We start from the raw sequence: 19,107 nt of genomic DNA on the forward strand, positions 1-19,107 counted from the left end.
TTGCGTTGCCGTTTGATGATGCAACCCTTTTTTATTTAAAGTTTAACAAAATGAAAAAAATCATAACATTACATCTACTATTAGCCTTTTTCGTTACCCAAGCTCAAAAGCAAACTGTAAATTTCACAATATCGCCTAATCCATTTAATGAAGATGATTCCATCACTTTAACTTTTGATGGATCTACAATAGATGAATCTGCTTGGAATGTTTCCGATAACGCCTTGTATTTATGGACATGGTCTTTTGATACCAATATTGAAAACCAGCAGGACTGTCCAACCAACGGAAGCTGGGACAACTCTAATGAAGCGAATCGATTAACCTACAATGCAACTGCCGATGAATATACTATTACATTTATACCAACAACATTTTATAACCGAACAAATATTGGGCAAATTGGCTTTCTTATAAAGGCTAAAGATGGTACAGGACAAAAACAATCGCAAGACGAAACTGTCGATGTTGGTACATTTCTTGTCTCATTAACTGCACCAAACACAACCACATCTATACTAAATAGCGGCGATAACCTGTCTATAGAAGCTAGTAATACCGGTGGAAATGCCGACTATGTATTAAAAGCGAACAATGTAATTATCGATACTCAAAATGGTATTTCTTCATACTCATATACAGATACAAACATTACCGAAAATAGAAGTTATACTTTGGAAGTCACATTTTCCGGAGAAACAAAAACAAAAACATTTTCAGTTATTTTAGATCCTGAAACCGTAACAGCATTTATGCCCGAAAGTTACCAGGATGGTATTAATTACGATGAAGCAGATCCAACAAAAGCGACTTTAGTACTTTATGCTCCAGGTAAAGACTTTGTATACGTCGCCGGAAGCTTTAATAACTGGCAGCCTGACGCTACTTACGCTATGAAACGCGATCCTTCTCGGAACAGTAAATTCTGGGTTACCTTAACTGGGTTAACACCAGGTGAAATTGAAACCTATCAATACTGGGCTGTTGATAAAACACCCTTAACAAATTCACCAACCTTAGTAAAAACAGCAGACCCTTATTCAACATTGGTTTTATCCCCTTTTGATGACCCTTATATTCCGGCGAACTCCTATCCTAATTTACCTGAATATCCACAAGGACAAGAGCGTGAAGTCACGGTTTTGCAAACGGCACAAACCGATTATAATTGGCAGGTAACCAATTTTTCAAAACCTAAAAAGGAGGATTTAGTTATCTATGAAGTTTTGATTCGTGATTTTGATGCCAACAGATCTTTTCAAGACATTATCGACCGCATCAATTACTTTAAAAATTTAAATATTAATGCTATTGAACTTATGCCTGTTATGGAGTTTGAAGGGAATGAAAGTTGGGGCTACAACACTTCCTTTCATATGGCTTTAGATAAATTTTATGGTACCGAAGAAAAGTTTAAAGAACTGATAGATACCTGTCACCAAAATGGTATTGCCGTTATTTTAGATCTTGCCTTAAACCATGCTTTTGGCAGAAACCCTATGGTTCGCTTATGGATGCAGGATGCCGATGGTGATGGCTGGGGCGACCCGAGTTCTGAAAACCCGTATTTTAATCAAACCCCTAAACACTCTTACAATGTTGGTTCTGATTTTAATCACTCAAATGGTTTCACAAAAATATATGCTAAACGTGTGGTGCAACATTGGATTGAAGAATTTAAAATCGATGGTATTCGCTGGGATTTAACTAAAGGATTTACCCAAAACTGTGAAAATAACGAAGGGTGCACTAACGATTATAATGCCGACCGCGTAGCTGTTTTAAAAGAATATGCAGACTACAGCTGGAGTTTAGACCCCGATCATTATGTCATTTTCGAACATCTTGGTACCGATTGGGACGCTAATAATGACGGACTAACATCTCGAGATGAAGAAACCGAATGGGCAAACTACAGAATTGATGAAGGAAAAGGCATCATGCTATGGGGAAAAATGACAGATCAATATAATGAATTAACCATGGGTTATAGCGGTGATATTACTGAAATGGGCCATACCTCCAGAGGGTACACCAGCCCGAGATTAGTAGGTTACGCGGAAAGTCACGACGAAGAACGTTTAATGTATAAAAACCTTCAATACGGAAATGGCAATGCTGATTATGATGTAACCAATATTGAAACCGCTCTGTCAAGAATGTCGGCTTTGGGGGCTGTTTCATTAACTATTCCGGGGCCAAAAATGATTTGGCATTTTGGCGATTTGGGTATGGAAAATTCCATTTTTACCTGTAACAATGGTTCTGTAAACACTCCCGATGATGGCACAGATGGCGATTGTAAATTAGACACAAAACCTCAACCGCAATGGACAAACAACTGGTTAGGAGATGCAACTCGAAGCCAAATTTATAACGACTGGGCTCGAATTAATTATTTAAAAATCAGCGAGCCTGTTTTCGAAGGAAACTACACTATAAGTTCCGGGAATTTAACCCCAAGAATTAGTATCTACACCGGCGATGAAAACACCAGCGGTTCTTCTTTAAAAAATGTTATTGTAATTGCTAATTTCGATATTACCTCGCAAACCATTAATCCCAATTTTCCATATGCCGGAACCTGGTATGACCTAATGGATGGTTCTATCATAAATGCAGCAACATCCAGTATTCAATTAAACCCGGGTGAATTTAAAATCTACGGAAACCAAGCCAGTACTCTATCAACCTCGGATAAAGAAAACTATTCTGATCTTAAATTATTTCCTAACCCTACCTCAACCTCGTTTAGGGTAAATAAAAATATTCAAAAATTAGAAATCTTCGATATAACAGGTAAACTTATTAAAGCATATCAAGGTAATCTAAGTCAAGGAACTTCTTTTGACATTTCCTTTTTAGCTAAAAATATTTATCTCGTCAAAATCATTGATGATTCTGGAAATTCCGGAGTTTCAAAATTAGTTAAGCTCTAAATTTCAAAATATTACAGTAGTAAAAAAGGATTCTGACTTCAGAATCCTTTTTTATTTTTTAATGATTTAACTAAAAAATCACGAAAACACCAAAACAATAAAAAGCCTGAATTTCAATGAATTTAACAATTTTCATGTTGAAAATTTGAGAAATTAGAATTATCTTAATAATATGAATGACATTTGTCATAATTTTAAAAAATTTCATTCTCTAACTTTACTACATATTTAAAACTAATTACTCATGAAAAATATACTATTACCCACAGACTTTTCAGACAATGCTTGGAACGCAGTTGTTTACGCTCTTAAGCTATATGCCGATGAGCCTAGTACATTTTATATTTTAAATACAGTAACCATTCAAACAGCGTCTTACGGTGTTCTTTCAAGCAAATTAAAAGACACCATGAAAGATAACAGTAAAAAGGAATTAGAGGCTTTAAAAAAGCTGGTTGAAACATGCGACCACAATGCGAATCATGAATTTCACTACTTGCAAGGCACGGAAGATATTGTTGTTTCTATGCGTAAAATTGTGAAGGAAAAAAACATCGATCTTATTATTATGGGGACTAAAGGAGCCTCTGGTGCTAAAGAGTTTTTCTTTGGTAGCAACACTGTTCAAGTGGTAAATCATATTCATGATTGTCCTGTATTGGTTATTCCTGAAGATTACGATTTTAAAGTTCCGAAACAAGTAGCGTTCCCTACAGGTTTTCTTAGAGCTTATAGTGAAACCGAATTAGCGCCTATTAAACAGTTAGCCGATTTATTCAACTCTAAAATTAGAGTAGTACATATAAATGTTGAAGAAAAGCTTACAGCCAGTCAGGAAGAGAATTTAGAACACTTAAAAACACTTTTAGCAGATTACGACCATAGCTTCCACTGGATGCCTAACTATGCCAATAAAGCTTCAGAGATTAACGATTTTATTGAAGAGCTTAACATAGAAGCCTTAACCATGGTAAACTATAAACACAGTTTTATTGAGGACATTATTAAAGAACCAGTAATAAAACGCATCGGGTTCCACCCCACCGTTCCGTTTCTGGTTATTCCTAAATAAATATAATTAATAGCATAATACATATTTTCGAGGTCACTCTTGAACAGCATAAAGCAAACCATCAACCCCTATTTATGTTTGCTTTATGCTTTTTTTATTTATCCCATAAAATATCTAACTTATTTTTGATTGTATTATTATCTTTAATTTCTTTATTTGAAATTAAACTATTTCGTACATTTATGTTACCTAGTTACTGAACACTATCCTGTTACCTATAATTCAAGTTTATAATGAAAAAACAATACGTATTAGTCACCATTTTTTTCTTCGGTTTCTTCTTTTTAAACGCACAGGACTCCATTTCTAATATTTCAGTTACTCAGAAAAATAAGCTGCCCAGTTGGTATACTCATAAATTTGAATTGCATTTTGGAGCCTTCTTTCCTTTAAATAATACTCAGGTTCGAGTGGGAAGCAATTCTACTGGAAAAGGAACACTTTTAGACCTTGAAGATAATTTGGGATTCTCTAAATATACAACCTCCTTTTTCAGCACTTTTTCCTGGCAGGCTTCTAAGCGTTCTCGCTTTGATCTTAATTATTTTTACTTAAGTCGTTCCACACGCTATACCATAGATAAAGACATTGTTTTTGGAGAAAACACTTATCATGCCGATGCCGAATTAGAAGCATTTTTCGACACTCAAATCTTACGATTTTCTTATGGTTACGCCATTATAAACAAACCAAAATACCAGATTGGCGCTTTAATAGGAACCCATGTGTTATTTGGTGATATTGGACTAAGAGCTGAAACCAATATAGGATCGGGAGAAATAAGTGATAATCTGGATTTTACAGCACCTCTACCGGATTTAGGACTTTGGAACAAATTTTTAATTAGTAAAAAACTGGCTATTTATAGTAACCTCAATTACCTCTCTCTTAAAATAAATAACATTAAAGGTCGCATACTAAGTTATAATGCCTCTCTGTCTTATAATGTAATTCCTAACCTTAATTTAAACCTAGGTTATACCGGGCTTAATTTTAGAGTAGATATTGAGAAAGAAAGGCTAAACGGTTTTTTAAAATGGGGGTACAACGGACCAACCATTACAGCCATGTATGCTTTTAAATAACCCTGCTATTTATTTTACAGTTCCCAACCAAAAGTTGCTTGCAAAACATAATCGTCTTTTGAAGCATCTTGTACTGGCTGATTATCGAAGTTATAGGTTACCCCAAATTTTATAAAGAAATCTAACGGTAAATCATATTTTAAATCCAGTGTATAATCTACCCTCAAACGATTCTTCTCGGTAATACTCGGATAAGCTATTATATTGGTCAATAAATCGAAATCTTTTACATCAAATAAATTAAGTTCTAAAGAACCGAACGCCTCCAAACTGTTTCGGTTTGTACCCACATCGTCTGAGAATCGCTCATTATTTAATGCTAGACCTGCAACGGCTCCAAAATATAAATAATTGGTATGAATAAAATAGTTACCGAAACCTACACGATTGGTAAAACGATAGTCAATCTTTTGCTCATCGTTAGCCAAAAATTCAGAATTAAAAATAGCTAACATATCATTCTTTAAAAAGTAGGTAAACTTAATGTTTGCATCGGTTCTATGAATTTCATTACTCCCATCTTGCTTACTTCTAACTGAATTATAATTACCTAAAAGTTGCCAGTAATTAGCCGTATAACCCATTGAACTCCTAACATTCAACTGTCTTAAATTATTACTCTTAGTTAAATTAAACCCAACAGAAACAGAAGCATCTAACCGCGATAAAAAACTGGATTTCACCGATTTTATAAAGACTATATCCTGAATACTTACCTCTCTTCCATTGCCGACATTAGTTAACTTAACCTTACCTTTTGCTGATGCTGAACTAAGGGACGTATTATAACGTTCTCCATTTTTCAAGGTCACTAAAAACACCTGATTTCCACTAACTTCGGCTACTTCTATCCATGTGATTTTAAAATCGGAATCACTATAATCGGTTTCAACTGCCAAAACACCGTTTTGCATGCTCTTTATTTCCCCTACAATACGGTTATTGTTTTTTAGTACCAGTGTATCATTTTGGGCCATAACACTATATCCTACAAGTACAAAAACTAAAAAAACTAATCCTTTTAAATTAAAACGTTCCAGACTACTGCTTCTCATAATCTTGTGTTTATTTTTATTATTTTGTAATTATTTCTCAAAAACTAATCTTCGGTGCCTTTTCCCTTTCTTCCTAATGGGATATTGGCATAAACAGCCCATTGCTGATGGTTTTGTCTTCCTGAACCATCTATTACATCACTAAAACCGCCATAATAACGCACCCCTACCGAAGTTGTTTTTAAAGGTGCTATATAATACCCTATACCAACTATCCACCCAAAATCCCAAAGGTTTACGATATCCTTAATATTGCGTTTCAACTCTAAACCCCCTTCAGGCGTATCAGCTTCAAAAACATCATTAGCTTTGATTCTCATCGATACATGAGGCCCTGCTTCTGCATAAACACCTATCGCCGTTAAATACTGAATCGCCATAGGGATACTTAAATATTTTATTTCTCTGGACACCTTTCCTTCCGCATACAAAGCATCTAAATGGTCATCTCCTAATGAATATACAGGGATATCACCTGCCCCACGAGTATATTTAGCAAGCATTTCGGTTTGCGCTCTAAACTTATCACTTATCTTATAATTAAAGTTTAAGCCTAGGTTAAATGCATTTAAACTCCCCGATTCAGGAAGGTTTGAAATATCGTTCCAGGAATAATTCATGTGAATTCCAAAAATTAACTTTTCAGAGTTTAAATCATCGCCAAAAATCAACCCCAACAAGATTTGCGATTGTGCATTATAACTTATCAAAAATATGAAAGCTACTAAAAAGGATGTCGTGTATTTCTTTATCATTTCTTCTTGAATAAACTTTCAAATCTATAATTCACCATAATTAAAAACGAGGTCCGCTTTCCAAAAGTTCCTAACTCAGTTCTAATTTGCCAATGTTTATTATGCTGATACTGTGCTCCGAAAATCAAATTCCAAGGCTTCGCCAATTCCTTATCCAATGTATATGTGATTTGGGCATCCCCGACATCTACTCCACTTAAATGATCGTCTATTTTATTGATTATTTGATTGGCTACAAGTTTTTGACCTGGTGGCAGTCCGTCGGCCCATTCATGTAATCGATCTATGAAGCCCTCCTGAAGTCCATCAGTTCCGTTGGGAAACAAGTCTTTAATTGCTATACTTCCATTGGTATCTCCGTTAATGTTTTGGCGAAAAGCACCAAACCATACAGCAAGTCCGCGATCCGCACGCTTCGGATTAACGAAATTATGTCCTAACCGAATATCTAAATTATGAGCAGGCACCGGCTCCACCAATGCCTCTACATTTCCAAAATTAAAGTTATTATCAACCACAAAAAACAAAGGACCAAAGCCGCCTGCTACCGTAAACCCAAAACCGGCACTGGTAACATTAAAATGCTGTGTGGTAGAAAAATCAACCGGTCTTACTAAAGGAACAGTTGTACTAGTGGAACCTACACCAAATATTCCGTAAACATTTAAAAATGGTAACACCCACATGTCGGGCCTAAGCGTATAAGCCTCTGTTCTTGCTTCTACCGTTCCAAACTTTATAAAACCACTTAAATCTACAGGATCTAAATCGTTTAAACCTATTAAGGTGCGTTTAATATTTACATCCTGAACCTGGGTATAGTAAGCCGTACTTACTCCATAAGTAAAAGGCACATCAAACCCCTTTTTATAGGCTTGTTTGGCTAAAATAGGAAACGTATACGGATATTCTCTAGCTTGTAAACTATCGTGATAGGCTTTATGAAATGGATTTAACTCTTTAGAAGTGTACTGAGCAAAACTTGAAAAAGAACACATGATAGTAATAATAATTACAGTAAGCGCCCTAAAAGTTTTAAAAATTAAATTGAAGCGTAATTTATATGCCATAAGCAATCCATTTTTTCTCATATTAAATCTAAGAAAAAAAAGACAAAACCTAATATAAAAAATGGGATAACTTGATTTTAATCAATAAATTACTAATTAAAGACCTCCATTAAATACCTCAAAACTTTAGAAAGTTTAACAAGACCTGTATTAGACTAATAAGTTATTAAATTCTTAATAAGCCTTTTATTTTAGACCATTTTTAAAAGAGAATAAGAATACTTATTGAAAAAAATTGAAAAGCTATTAGTTATAGCTTATTATTTGATTTCAATAACTAAATTTGCTCCTTTAAACGCATTTTTAAAGCATTTCGGTTTATGAGAAAACTTAACGAGTTTATTTGGGAAACACATGGAATTCACGCTGGTACAGAACAAGACCATGTGAAGCACGGAATTGATAAACTAGAAGATATTATCGACAAAGCCATCGAGGCTAATCACCCAAGCATTACCTTCATTATTCACTCCCCTCGACTAACAAGTTTTCGCTATACAGCCGAACGCGAAACCAATGTAAAATTTATTCGCGGGAACCGTTCGTATTTAAACTACCCAAAGCGTATTGCTAACCTTCGTAAAAAATATGAAGGACAAATCAATATTAAATACGGGGTGGAATTAGAATGGATGGGGCCTGAATTGGGTTTACAATGGAGTCGTTCTAAAATTTTCCAGGCCGAGGATGCCGATTACGTTATTGGTTCGGTACACTTTGCCCCTGAAGGTTTACCTTATGATGGTTCTAAAGAAGAAGCTATGGAGTTATTAAAACTTCGCGGAAGTTTAGAAGCATATTGGGATGGCTATTTTAATGAAATGATTCAAATGATTGAATCGTTCGGTGACATGATTCAGATTATCGGTCATATTGATTTACCGAAATTAAACGTCGATATGCCGGAAGCTTTAATCAACTTCGAGACAAGTGCACACCCACTTGCAAATAAATTCAGAACGCTTTTAGAACTTATTGCAGATCGTAATCTTGCACTTGATGTAAATATGGCTGGGAAGTTTAAAGGTGTTGGCGTTTACCCGGTTCAAAGCATTTTAAGACGTGCTAAGGAATTACAAATCCCTGTTTGTGTGGGTACCGACACACACCACGTGCGTTACTACGGGCTTAACTTTAAAGAAAGTTTAGAATATATTCAGGAAGCCGGATACGAAAGCTATGTAAGTTACTCTAAGCTTATTCCTGAAAACCGTACCATTTACGACGACCACGAACTAAAAGTAAAATATACCGTTTTAAATAAAGGGATTGAATTATTAAACCAACGCTTAGATACTGAGCAACGACGTATTATTCCTGACTTCTCATTTGGAGGCTCTTTTTCAGAGTTTGTTGACCTTTACAACGGTTCGACAAGCATGGGGGAATACAACGCTATTCGCATTCGTAAAACCGGCAAATCTATAACCGTAACAAACGAAATTCCTGAAAGACCAAAACAAAAAGTAAATGGGTTGTTCTCTAAACATTTAGATAAACCAGGGGTTATTTCATCTTTATTTAACACCTTAGCATCTGAAGGTATTAACGTGGAAACTGCACGTTTAAAATCTAATAACGATGGTACAGCTGAGGCTTTCCTTTCTATAAATGGCGATAACGAAAATATTAAAAGTGCTATTGATTTCATTAATGGAACCGATGCCGGAACTTTTACTAATTTAACATATAAAGAAGACGCGGAGTTACCTAACTACCACCGTGAAGGCGTTTATTTATTAGAAATGGACGGGGTACGCTTAAACTTAGCTCTAAGCGAAAAGGTTATTGTTACCAAACACCACAATGCGCCAGGAGTGTTGCTAATTTTACTTTCAGCTTTAGCTTCTAAAAACATTAATATTATCGATTTAAGATTAGGTAAACTAAATAATGTAGGTTATTCTGCTTTAGCTATTGATGGTGATAGCCATACTATTAATAACTTATTAAACAAATTAGGAGACCAATACTACGAAGCGAATTTGATTGAGTTTCACAGTATGTAGTTCTTTTTAACCGATACAAAAAACACCTTAGCATTTTTATGTTAAGGTGTTTTTTTTATGGTTAGTTATTAGCTAAAAAACAAAAAGCACGCTTATAAAAAGTCGTGCCCAATGTCTCCCTATGGTAAAGGATTAATAGCTTTACAAATCTATAATTTTACTCCCATTCTATTTTATGGAAAACCGTAACCCATTAATTTTATACAAGCCCCAAGTCTTTAAGGATAGCCACTAAGTGAATGGTATTATTGGCTTTAAATACATCTTTAAGCTTGTTAATGCGTTTTTCTATAGAACTTAAACTACTAGGAGACATCCCCTTGGCTTTAAAAACAAAACTAATCTCATTTTGGGAGAAACCAAGTGATAATTGTTTCACTAATTCAATATCGTAATCATCTATTTCTAAATCATTTTTTTGGTTTAAAGCATTTTCAACTTGAGGCGATAGAAATACTTGCTGATTTGCTATGTGTTGTATAGCTTGAGACAATTCTGAAGCCCCCTTCCTGCTTTTACAAACATACCCATTAACACCATGAGTAGTAATGAGAGTTCTAACCTTCTGTAAGCGGTCTTCCATAGAATATACTATAATTTGCAATTCGGGAAACTCAGCTTTAAGAACAGCAGCCAAATCTTCACCCGATTCTAAAGTAGCGCTCTGGTAGTCTTTTTTAAAGGATAAGTCGGTTATTAATAAATCAAATGGTTCTGCATCTAAAGCTGCGCGTTTTACTTTTAAATGGGCTTCATCACAATATTGTGCCTGCACCACATTTGTTATATTATGTTGATTGAGTACCGATATTACCCCATCGCTTACCACATCATGATCGTCGACTATTAAAACCTTTTTAAACATAATTATACTGATATTTTTGATTTGAATCCTCTACCCGATTCAGATTCAAAAATAATCGTTCCGTTTATAGATTTTATACGGTTTTCCATATTCTGAATTCCGGTGCCTTTTAAAAGTTCACATCCTTGTCCATTATCGGTATAAGCAATTTGAATTTTGTTATTTTCAAATTTAAAGCTCAATACCACATTGGAAGCACCACTGTGCTTTTTCATATTTACCATCAGTTCTTGCAATACGCGATACAGGGTTATTTTTTTTATATCATCAATCTGTTCCCATGGCACTTGGTTAATTCCTTTTGTGATGATATTTACCGAAGCTGTTCTGTAGCCTAACAACAAATCTTTTAAAATACTTAGGTAGTTTTCATTAAGATCGATGGTACTGTTTTCTTTAGAAATATCTCTCGTTTTAAAGTATATCGATTCTAAATCATCAAGAATATCATCATTAACTTTCGGAGTGGTTTGAAGTCTCGACATGACCTGATATACATCATTCGCTACCTCGTCATGCACTTTTTTAGAGATACGAGCTTCCGTTAAATATACCTGCTTAACTTTATCCTTTTTGTATCTTATTTTAAGAATCATCATAAAAAATCCAGAAATAAATAAGATGAGAAACCCTAGTGCCAGATAGAATAATTTTAAATTCTTTTCTTTCTCCTTTTCGAGTTCTGTTATTTTTAATTCTTGCTCTTTTGCTATTAACTGCCTCTCCTTTTGGGCAACATTGTATTTTATAGCTGCAAACTTATTTTCTCTAGCCAAACGCTCATTTTCTATTTGTTCGTTTAAATCTATATAGTTATTTAAATCCGGATGATTCTCTAAACTTAATTTCAGTTTTAAAGCCTCTGACTCATAACTTGGTGTACCTATTCTTTTTCCAATAATTTGTAAAGTATCTATAAATGGTTTCGCTTTTAATCTTTTATCCTGATTTAAATAAAATAACGACATGTGCCTGTAGCTGGAGAACAGTCCTGTTAACATTTGGCTTTGTCTTCTCATCGCTAATGCCATTTTCATAAGTTCCAGACCGTTATCATCGCCTGTTTTAGTTTTATAGTATCCCAAATTGTCAATAAAAACGACTTTAATACCAATATCTTGTATTGCTAAAGCCTTTTTATATAACGGATTCAGAACCTCAACCGCCTTTTTATAATCGTCTTGATCTGCATAATTATTAGCGATATTTGTTACAGTGGCAATAATATTATCGGGATTTTCATTGAGCGTCAAAGCCTTTTTAAAATAGTTGTTGGAATTATTATAATCTCTAAGGTTTCTGTAGATTATTCCTAATTGATTATACAAGCGCTCGCGTGCCACTTTTGTTTTAGATTGCTGCTCAACGCTATCTAATATTTTCAAAGCCTGAATGGTATACTGCTCACTTTGATCATAAAACCCCATTCTGTATTGACCAAAAGCAATCAATTCCAAATAATAAGCTGCAGCTTCAGACTTATTATCTTCTAATGCTTTGTCTACTTTACGCTGAAAATAATCGAAAGCTTTTGTAGACAGATTGATATCCTTAAAATCTTTTATAGCCTTATAATAAATTTGGGTGCTATCTTGCTTTTGTTGTGCAGCAAATTCAGAACTCCAAAAGCACATAAGCCCAATAAAAAAAAGAAGTAAAACCTTATTGTGAATCATTAGTCAAAAATAAAGAGTATTCTCTGACTTCCCTAAAGTTTTACCTTATAATTAATCATAAAAACAAATTAATTCATAACAGCAAAAATATTTATTTAAGCATCTTAAACACTTAATAACAAACACATTAAACCTAAACCACAACTACTCTTTTCGTTTTTGGCACGCTGTTTGTACTTCTTTAATCGTAACATAAAAAACGAGCAATTATGAAAAAGTTTATATTCTTATTAGCAGGTTTAGCTCTTACGGGGTTTACCATGCATGCAACCACAACCACCAATACAGAACAAGTAGAAACAACTATGTATAACAGAGGTTATGGTAATTCTTTCATATTTGTTGAAAACGGTATTGAGTTTTCAGTATTTAGAGATGGACAATTCGACTTCAATATACTTGGTAACAATTCGCAATTAAATGTTTCTGTTGGTTCTCCAAATTTTAATATCAGTTTTAACTCTGGTTACGATTATAATGCCTACGTGCAATACGACGAATTTGGAGCTATTATACAAATTGAAAACACGCCTATTTATTACGATTACTTTGGTCGTGTTTCCCAAGTAGGTCACGTAAATATTAATTACAACAATTATGGTTACGTAACTCGAGTTGGAGGATTATATGTACATTATAACAGATACAATGTGTTTTCACACTGTACCGGGTATATTAATGTGTATAACAGACGCTATGTTTACAGACCTTGGCACCGTTATTACAGTGTTCCGGCTCGTAATTACTGTGTAGTCTACAACAGACCTTACAGACAATATTATAAGCCTGTACGTTACAAATACCATAGACCGTACTACAATAATTATAGACCAAGAACTGCTGTTGCCAACAGACATGGAAACACTATTAAACGTAACAGAAGTTATGCAACTGTAAATAGAAGCCCTAAAAATGTAACACATGTTAACAGAAATGCCGGCTCAAATCGTTATATTGCAGATAAGAGAAATTATAGTAACAAAACAGTAAATAGAAGCTCTAATAGGACTTATCGTCCGGAAGGAAATCGCAATAATAATGTTTCCAGAGGTAACCAGGCTGTTAGAAATAACACTTCTAGAAATTTCAAGCAAAATCGAGTAGCTGAAAAACCAAACAGGAATAATACTCGTATATATAACAAAAGTAAAACAAATACTAGAAAACCGTCTCAAGTAGTAAATAGAACAGTTAGTAAATCGAAAACAACACATAATCGAAATGCTAACGTTTACAAAGGTTCTAGAAATAAGCCGATGGCTTCAAACACGAGAGGTAGTAGTAATAGAAATAATAACAGATCGACTAATTCTCATAACAGACGATCTTAAAAATTTTTGGTTGGTTAGTTTAGAAATCCCTTCGATATGTTCGCCCTAAAGCAACTTCGAGGGGGTTTCTTTTTTGTATTACTTCAGTTTAATAAATCGATCCAGAAGCGACGAAATGTTCTCCGATAGTTTAAACTTATGAATTACATATATATACCCCACTCCAATTAGTGTAGATTTTAAACCAATATTTACAATAGGGTGAAAATTAAAATCCCAGAAATAAAATAAAAGCACTCCCGATACTATTACCAATCCGGTTTTTAAAGTATTAGCTGTAAAAGGTAATATCCTGAACTTCTTATAAACAAATAATAATTTAATGGTATTGTATAAAAACATGGCTAAAAACGTTGCTAAAGCAGCTCCATTAATCCCTAATAACGGAATAAAAATAACATTCAGTAACACCATCAAAACTACCAGAATAACACCAAGAACAAGTACCATTCTGTAATAATCACTATTAAATAAAATGGCATTATTGCTTCCTAAAAGGGCATCATACAATTTAGCTAAACTAATAATAATGACAACAAACAAAGCATCGCTAAACTCCTCTGGAATGATATGATACAACTGCTTTATATTTAAAACTATCAGTAAAAATATTAATCCGCTCACTACAAATAAGGTTAAAGAGCTACGCTTAGATAAATCGTCGAGCGATTTGATATCTTTTTCATTAATGTATTTCGCTGAAAGCGGCAACAAAATTTGATGCATAGAGCGCTGTGGTACAGCAATAACTGCCGCTATAAAAATCGCTACGTTATAATAGGCAATCTCTTCAATAGGAATGTATTGCCCTAACATCACCTTATCAACATCCAACAATACAGTTGCAATAGATCCTGCTATAATAATAAGAAAAGAATACTTTAAAATATTACTTAAATTATTCACCTTCCTAAAGGTTAACACAGGCCATTTAATAGTAAATGCATAAATCTTCATAACAAGCATACGCAAAATGTAAACGAGAACAATACCTTGCATAAACTGCTCAATATCTATCACTTCAAAATGTAGCAAAAATAAAAGTACCATGGCTCCTACTCTGTGAAACACTTCTTTCATAAAATTACCGAACACGGTTTGCATCTGTACTTTTGCCCATGCAAAAAACACTTCGAAATATGCTAATGCAACAGCAATAATAAACGTATGCCAAAGGTAATTTTTAATAATACTATTCTCCTGAGATAAAAAACCAGAAATGGTATCATAACTAAATATGCCTAAAACAGTTAAGGGTATGATAACTGTTATAGGTAAAAAAAGCATTAAAGTTAAAAAGCTATTAAGAGATACTCTTGTCTTAAAAGACGAATAAAACTTTACAATCGTATTATGCACCCCAAAAGCCATGACAGGCATAATGACATAAGCCAGTGATAACATATAACCGACCATACCGTAGTATTCGTCGCTCATAAACTTAGTATACAGAAATAAGGTATTAATAGCCCCTATAAAAAAACCCAAGTAGGTGGAAACAATGTTTTTTACAGATTGTGAAGCAACAATACCCATTTAAATCAATTTAGATAAAGATTTGGTTAAAGCCTTCCGACTATACTTTTGCAGCCCAATGGCATACACTTGTAATTCGTTATTTTTAAAAGCCTGATAATGCTCTAAAATAACTGATTTTAATGAATTGTAATTGTTATAATAAAAGTAGTTGCCTGTATTGGTTTCTTTTATAATTTTCTCGACATCGGCATCTTTAGGCCCTAAAGCAATAATAGGGCGATTGGAAACCATATACTCGAAAAGCTTTCCGGGAATAATACACTTTGTCTCTTCTGAATCTATTTCAATTAATAGTAATAACTGTGATTGCTTCTGATATTTTACTGCCTTGCTGTGCGACACATAACCAATATTTTTGATACAATTATCCAATCCGTATTTGTACATGCTTCGCAGCACATCTTCACTTACAGCTCCTATTAAATTCAGCTGAAAATCTCGAGCAAAGCTATCACTCGTATTTCGTAAATCGCGTAACACTCGCCACAATACTTCCGGATTACGTTTCGATAATAGCGAACCTATATGCGCTAAAGAAAACTTAGAATCCATGGTAAACTCTTGCTGCGCCTCGTAATCATAACCATTCGTGATCACATGAATAGGCTTACTTGTAATAGCTTCAAACTCTGTTTTCGTTGTAAAACTCGTTACAATAACGTCATCGGCAGAATTTAAAACTTCGCGCTCTAGATGTTTATGCTTCTTAGCTGAAGACGACATTAACTTTAGTTGTTTATGATACCCGATTGTTGTCCATGGGTCTCTAAAATCAGCCAACCATTTTACACCCAACTTAGCTTTTAACTGCAAACCAATTAGGTGCATACTGTGAGGAGGACCTGTTGTTATGATAGTCTTGATACCTTCTTTTGCAATATATTCCGAAAGAAACTTAACCGAAGGTTTTACCCAACCCGTTCTGGCATCAGGAATAAAAAAATTCCCGCGTACAAACAGCATCAGTTTTTCTACAAAACTTTGCTTTCTTTGTTCAGGAATAATGCCTTTACTAATGGCTTTCGAAGACTTTTTCGAAAACAATCCTGCTAACTTATAAGGTTCTTTAATTGGTTGTTTCAGGATGGTTACATTATTAGGAACTTCGTTTAATAAACTTTCATCAAGAAGTGGATAATTGGAATTTTCAGGAACATAAACTATAGGCTCAATATCAAACTCAGGTAAGTATTTCACAAACTTTAACCAACGTTGAACTCCTGGACCACCCGCCGGAGGCCAGTAATAGCTTATTATGAGTACTTTTTTAGGCACTAATTTCCTGTTTCTTTTTAAACTCGTAAAACAATCCTCCAATCAATAGCAAGGCAAAAAGTAATGAACCTGCTAAAGTAATAGTACTTCCGGTTTTCACCACATCCGGGTCGAACTTAAACTCAATCGAGTGTTTTCCTTTAGGAATTTCCATACCACGTAACGTGTAATCTACGCGAATATGAGACACCTCTTCCCCATCAATAAACGTTTTCCATCCGTTTCCATAATAGATCTCTGAAAACACTGCAAAACCATCGTGATTATTGTCTGACTGATATTTTAAATAATTCGGTTGGTGTTGAACTAAAGTGATTGTTGCAGTAGAATCTACTGTGTAGCTTGGAATTTCAGATTTAAATGTATTTCCGAAATCAACCGTATTTAAAACAGCTTGTTTTTTATTATCCAGTTTATCTAAAGCAAGAATTTCGTCATTAGGATTATCAACGGTTTTAAAGCTTTCTATAAACCAGGCATTACCGTTAGCTTCGTCGTTTACATACGGAAACATCTGCCCCTCTTTATCTTGAGCAATAATGTATTTTGTATTCAATAAGTTCAATACATTCATGTTGTTTTTCGCAACATAAAACTCAAACACATCATTATATCGGCGTAACTCGGCGGCATTATATCCGGTTAAGGAATTATGAAAATACGAGGGCTTCGATGGACCTGATACTAAATCGTAAACCCTGAAATGTCCTTCATTTTTTAAAATTTCCTTATCAATAGCATTAGCTGTAAACGGCTTATCAACTTCTCTCGCAGATACGAAATCATCATTGTTTACATAACGTCTGTCTACGCCAACTAAATCAAATAAAATCAATGCCGAAAAAACAATGATTACAGATTGCTGCTTTATTTTTTCTTTTAAGAACATATATACGGCTCCAGCCGATAACAATACCAAAATTAAGGTTCTAATGGTGTCATTAGTAAACAAGGTTTTTCTATCAGCTTTTAAAGCATCAACAAAATCTTGTCCGTAATTCTGACGGTAAAAACCATCATTTACACCAACAAAATCGAATAATGTAGATTTGAATACCAAGAAAATTAAGGCTAAACCAACAGTAATTCCTGCCGTATACATTAAAGCCTTTAGCTTTTCTTCTTTAGTATGTTCATCTTTAAATAACTTTACCAATCCAAAAACAGCCAAAACCGGAACACATAGTTCTAATATTACCTGGATAGAAGTAACCGCTCTAAACTTATTGTATAACGGTACATAATCGATAAAGAAATCCGTTAGAAACCCTAAATTCTTTCCATAAGACAACAATAATGAGAATACCGTTCCACCAACAAGCCACCATTTTAAACGGCCTTTGACTAAAAACAAAGCCAAAATAAATAAAAACAATACAACAGCACCAATATAAGCTGGCGCCTCAACAATAGGTTGCTCGCCCCAATACATCGGTGCACGTTTAGCTTCTTGTGCTGCCTGAGTTGTTGTTGCCCCAAGTTTTCTAAAAGCATCATAGGTTGCAGAATCTTTACCGACATCTTCCCCGTTACCTCCTCCCATAAACCTGGGAATATACAGATTGAAGGTTTCGGCAATACCATAGCTAAACTGCGTAATATATTCTTTGTCTAATCCGGTGGTTGCTACTTTAGGTGAACCATCAGGGTTTATGGTTAATTCACTTTTTCCGCGTTTACTTTCCTTTACATATTCCTGTGTTGCTAAAATATTTGTAGCGTTTAATGCTATTGATAACACAACTGCGCCAACTAGTACGGCAATGGCTTTAAAAAAGTCTGGTAAGGTTTTCTTTTTATAAGCATCAACCAAGTAAGCGATTCCTAAAATAATGACTAAAAACAGTAAGTAATACGTCATTTGAAAATGATTTGACACTAACTCCAACCCCATAGCCACAGTGGTTAGTAAAAAACCTCCTATATATTTTCGCTGAAAGGTTAAAATAATACCACTTAACACCAACGGCATATATGCAATAGCATGAGCCTTACTGTTATGTCCAACCCCAAGAATAATAATTAAATAGGTGGAAAAGCCAAACGCTAAAGCTCCCAAAGCGGCCAGTTTAAAATCGACTTTAAGTACAAGAAGTAATATGTAAAATCCTAAAAAATATAGAAATAAATAATCGGCAGGGCGCGGAATAAAACGTAAAGCTAAATCTAATTGTTTAATATAATTATGAGGATATTTTGCCCCTAACTGATAGGTTGGCATCCCGGCAAAAGCACTGTCTGTCCAGTACGTTTCATTCCCCGTGGCCTCCCTAAAATCATTTTGTTGCTTACTCATGCCTATATACTGCATGATATCGCTTTGAAAAATTTTCTTTCCTTTTAATACCGGGTTAAAATAGGCTAATGCTACAATAACAAACCCTATAACAACTAATAAATGTGGAAGTACTTTTTTTAATGAAAATTGCATGAAAA

At 34.4% G+C, this 19,107-nt stretch carries 13 protein-coding genes; 5 read left to right on the top strand and 8 right to left on the bottom strand.

Going from position 1 to position 19,107, the window contains the following annotated elements; genetic code table 11:
- The first annotated feature begins 50 nt into the window (after window positions 1–50).
- From ICJ85_RS15115 to ICJ85_RS15125, 3 genes are all read left to right on the top strand, one after another.
- Window positions 51–2,939 (top strand): alpha-amylase family glycosyl hydrolase, encoded by a 2,889-nt coding sequence (locus ICJ85_RS15115; protein ID WP_188224642.1) that lies wholly within the window; start codon window positions 51–53, stop codon window positions 2,937–2,939.
- A 244-nt stretch (window positions 2,940–3,183) separates the two neighbouring features.
- Window positions 3,184–4,011, top strand: coding sequence for a universal stress protein (locus tag ICJ85_RS15120; RefSeq protein WP_188224643.1), 828 nt, complete (start codon window positions 3,184–3,186; stop codon window positions 4,009–4,011).
- Window positions 4,012–4,244: 233 nt separating this feature from the next.
- Window positions 4,245–5,096, top strand: a complete 852-nt coding sequence (locus ICJ85_RS15125) for a hypothetical protein (protein ID WP_188224644.1) — start codon at window positions 4,245–4,247, stop codon at window positions 5,094–5,096.
- Between the two features lie 14 nt (window positions 5,097–5,110).
- Here the strand turns inward: ICJ85_RS15125 and ICJ85_RS15130 are convergent, their stop codons facing one another.
- From ICJ85_RS15130 to ICJ85_RS15140, 3 genes are read right to left on the bottom strand one after another with little or no spacing between them, the layout of a single operon-like run.
- Window positions 5,111–6,151, bottom strand: coding sequence for a DUF481 domain-containing protein (locus tag ICJ85_RS15130; protein WP_188224645.1), 1,041 nt, complete (start codon window positions 6,149–6,151; stop codon window positions 5,111–5,113).
- 44 nt (window positions 6,152–6,195) lie between these two features.
- Complete coding sequence (locus tag ICJ85_RS15135; RefSeq protein ID WP_188224646.1) at window positions 6,196–6,906, bottom strand: outer membrane beta-barrel protein; 711 nt, start codon at window positions 6,904–6,906, stop codon at window positions 6,196–6,198.
- Window positions 6,903–7,976 (bottom strand): hypothetical protein, encoded by a 1,074-nt coding sequence (locus ICJ85_RS15140; RefSeq protein WP_206688054.1) that lies wholly within the window; start codon window positions 7,974–7,976, stop codon window positions 6,903–6,905. Before ICJ85_RS15140 ends, ICJ85_RS15135 begins: the two co-directional genes overlap by 4 nt.
- A gap of 320 nt (window positions 7,977–8,296) precedes the next feature.
- Between ICJ85_RS15140 and ICJ85_RS15145 the strand changes: the two genes are divergently transcribed.
- Window positions 8,297–9,985: a histidinol-phosphatase HisJ family protein gene (locus ICJ85_RS15145; RefSeq protein ID WP_188224647.1), complete on the top strand. Its 1,689-nt coding sequence runs from the start codon at window positions 8,297–8,299 to the stop codon at window positions 9,983–9,985.
- A gap of 199 nt (window positions 9,986–10,184) precedes the next feature.
- On the opposite strand, the gene ICJ85_RS15150 is transcribed toward ICJ85_RS15145, so the two are convergent.
- Together ICJ85_RS15150 and ICJ85_RS15155 are read right to left on the bottom strand one after the other, a co-directional pair.
- Entirely contained in the window at window positions 10,185–10,850 is a 666-nt protein-coding gene (locus ICJ85_RS15150) for a response regulator transcription factor (RefSeq protein ID WP_188224648.1), read from the bottom strand.
- A 2-nt stretch (window positions 10,851–10,852) separates the two neighbouring features.
- Window positions 10,853–12,526, bottom strand: a complete 1,674-nt coding sequence (locus tag ICJ85_RS15155) for a tetratricopeptide repeat-containing sensor histidine kinase (RefSeq protein WP_188224649.1) — start codon at window positions 12,524–12,526, stop codon at window positions 10,853–10,855.
- A gap of 209 nt (window positions 12,527–12,735) precedes the next feature.
- On the opposite strand from ICJ85_RS15155, the gene ICJ85_RS15160 reads away from it, so the two are divergent.
- Window positions 12,736–13,857 carry a hypothetical protein gene (locus ICJ85_RS15160; RefSeq protein ID WP_188224650.1) on the top strand — a complete coding sequence of 374 codons (1,122 nt, stop codon included), beginning with the start codon at window positions 12,736–12,738 and terminating at the stop codon, window positions 13,855–13,857.
- A gap of 78 nt (window positions 13,858–13,935) precedes the next feature.
- Here ICJ85_RS15160 and ICJ85_RS15165 read toward each other — a convergent pair whose 3' ends face one another.
- The 3 genes from ICJ85_RS15165 to ICJ85_RS15175 are packed head-to-tail and all read right to left on the bottom strand — an operon-like array spanning window position 13,936 to window position 19,102.
- Window positions 13,936–15,393, bottom strand: a complete 1,458-nt coding sequence (locus tag ICJ85_RS15165; RefSeq protein WP_188224651.1) for a lipopolysaccharide biosynthesis protein — start codon at window positions 15,391–15,393, stop codon at window positions 13,936–13,938.
- The gene (locus ICJ85_RS15170; RefSeq protein WP_188224652.1) at window positions 15,394–16,671 is read right to left on the bottom strand and encodes a glycosyltransferase family 4 protein; all 1,278 of its coding nucleotides are present in this window, start codon (window positions 16,669–16,671) and stop codon (window positions 15,394–15,396) included.
- Window positions 16,664–19,102 (bottom strand): YfhO family protein, encoded by a 2,439-nt coding sequence (locus ICJ85_RS15175; protein WP_188224653.1) that lies wholly within the window; start codon window positions 19,100–19,102, stop codon window positions 16,664–16,666. The genes ICJ85_RS15170 and ICJ85_RS15175 overlap by 8 nt, the downstream gene beginning before the upstream one ends.
- Window positions 19,103–19,107 lie beyond the last annotated feature (5 nt).

It is taken from the genome of Aestuariibaculum marinum (genome assembly GCF_014596975.1).
GTDB lineage: Bacteria > Bacteroidota > Bacteroidia > Flavobacteriales > Flavobacteriaceae > Aestuariibaculum > Aestuariibaculum marinum.

Bases quoted from the DNA above. Each gene is read 5' to 3' on its own strand.
- ICJ85_RS15115 (WP_188224642.1), top strand. From the start codon at position 51: ATGAAAAAAATCATAACATTACATCTACTATTAGCCTTTTTCGTTACC.
- ICJ85_RS15120 (WP_188224643.1), top strand. From the start codon at position 3,184: ATGAAAAATATACTATTACCCACAGACTTTTCAGACAATGCTTGGAAC.
- ICJ85_RS15125 (WP_188224644.1), top strand. From the start codon at position 4,245: ATGAAAAAACAATACGTATTAGTCACCATTTTTTTCTTCGGTTTCTTC.
- ICJ85_RS15130 (WP_188224645.1), bottom strand. From the start codon at position 6,151: ATGAGAAGCAGTAGTCTGGAACGTTTTAATTTAAAAGGATTAGTTTTT.
- ICJ85_RS15135 (WP_188224646.1), bottom strand. From the start codon at position 6,906: ATGATAAAGAAATACACGACATCCTTTTTAGTAGCTTTCATATTTTTG.
- ICJ85_RS15140 (WP_206688054.1), bottom strand. From the start codon at position 7,976: ATGGCATATAAATTACGCTTCAATTTAATTTTTAAAACTTTTAGGGCG.
- ICJ85_RS15145 (WP_188224647.1), top strand. From the start codon at position 8,297: ATGAGAAAACTTAACGAGTTTATTTGGGAAACACATGGAATTCACGCT.
- ICJ85_RS15150 (WP_188224648.1), bottom strand. From the start codon at position 10,850: ATGTTTAAAAAGGTTTTAATAGTCGACGATCATGATGTGGTAAGCGAT.
- ICJ85_RS15155 (WP_188224649.1), bottom strand. From the start codon at position 12,526: ATGATTCACAATAAGGTTTTACTTCTTTTTTTTATTGGGCTTATGTGC.
- ICJ85_RS15160 (WP_188224650.1), top strand. From the start codon at position 12,736: ATGAAAAAGTTTATATTCTTATTAGCAGGTTTAGCTCTTACGGGGTTT.
- ICJ85_RS15165 (WP_188224651.1), bottom strand. From the start codon at position 15,393: ATGGGTATTGTTGCTTCACAATCTGTAAAAAACATTGTTTCCACCTAC.
- ICJ85_RS15175 (WP_188224653.1), bottom strand. From the start codon at position 19,102: ATGCAATTTTCATTAAAAAAAGTACTTCCACATTTATTAGTTGTTATA.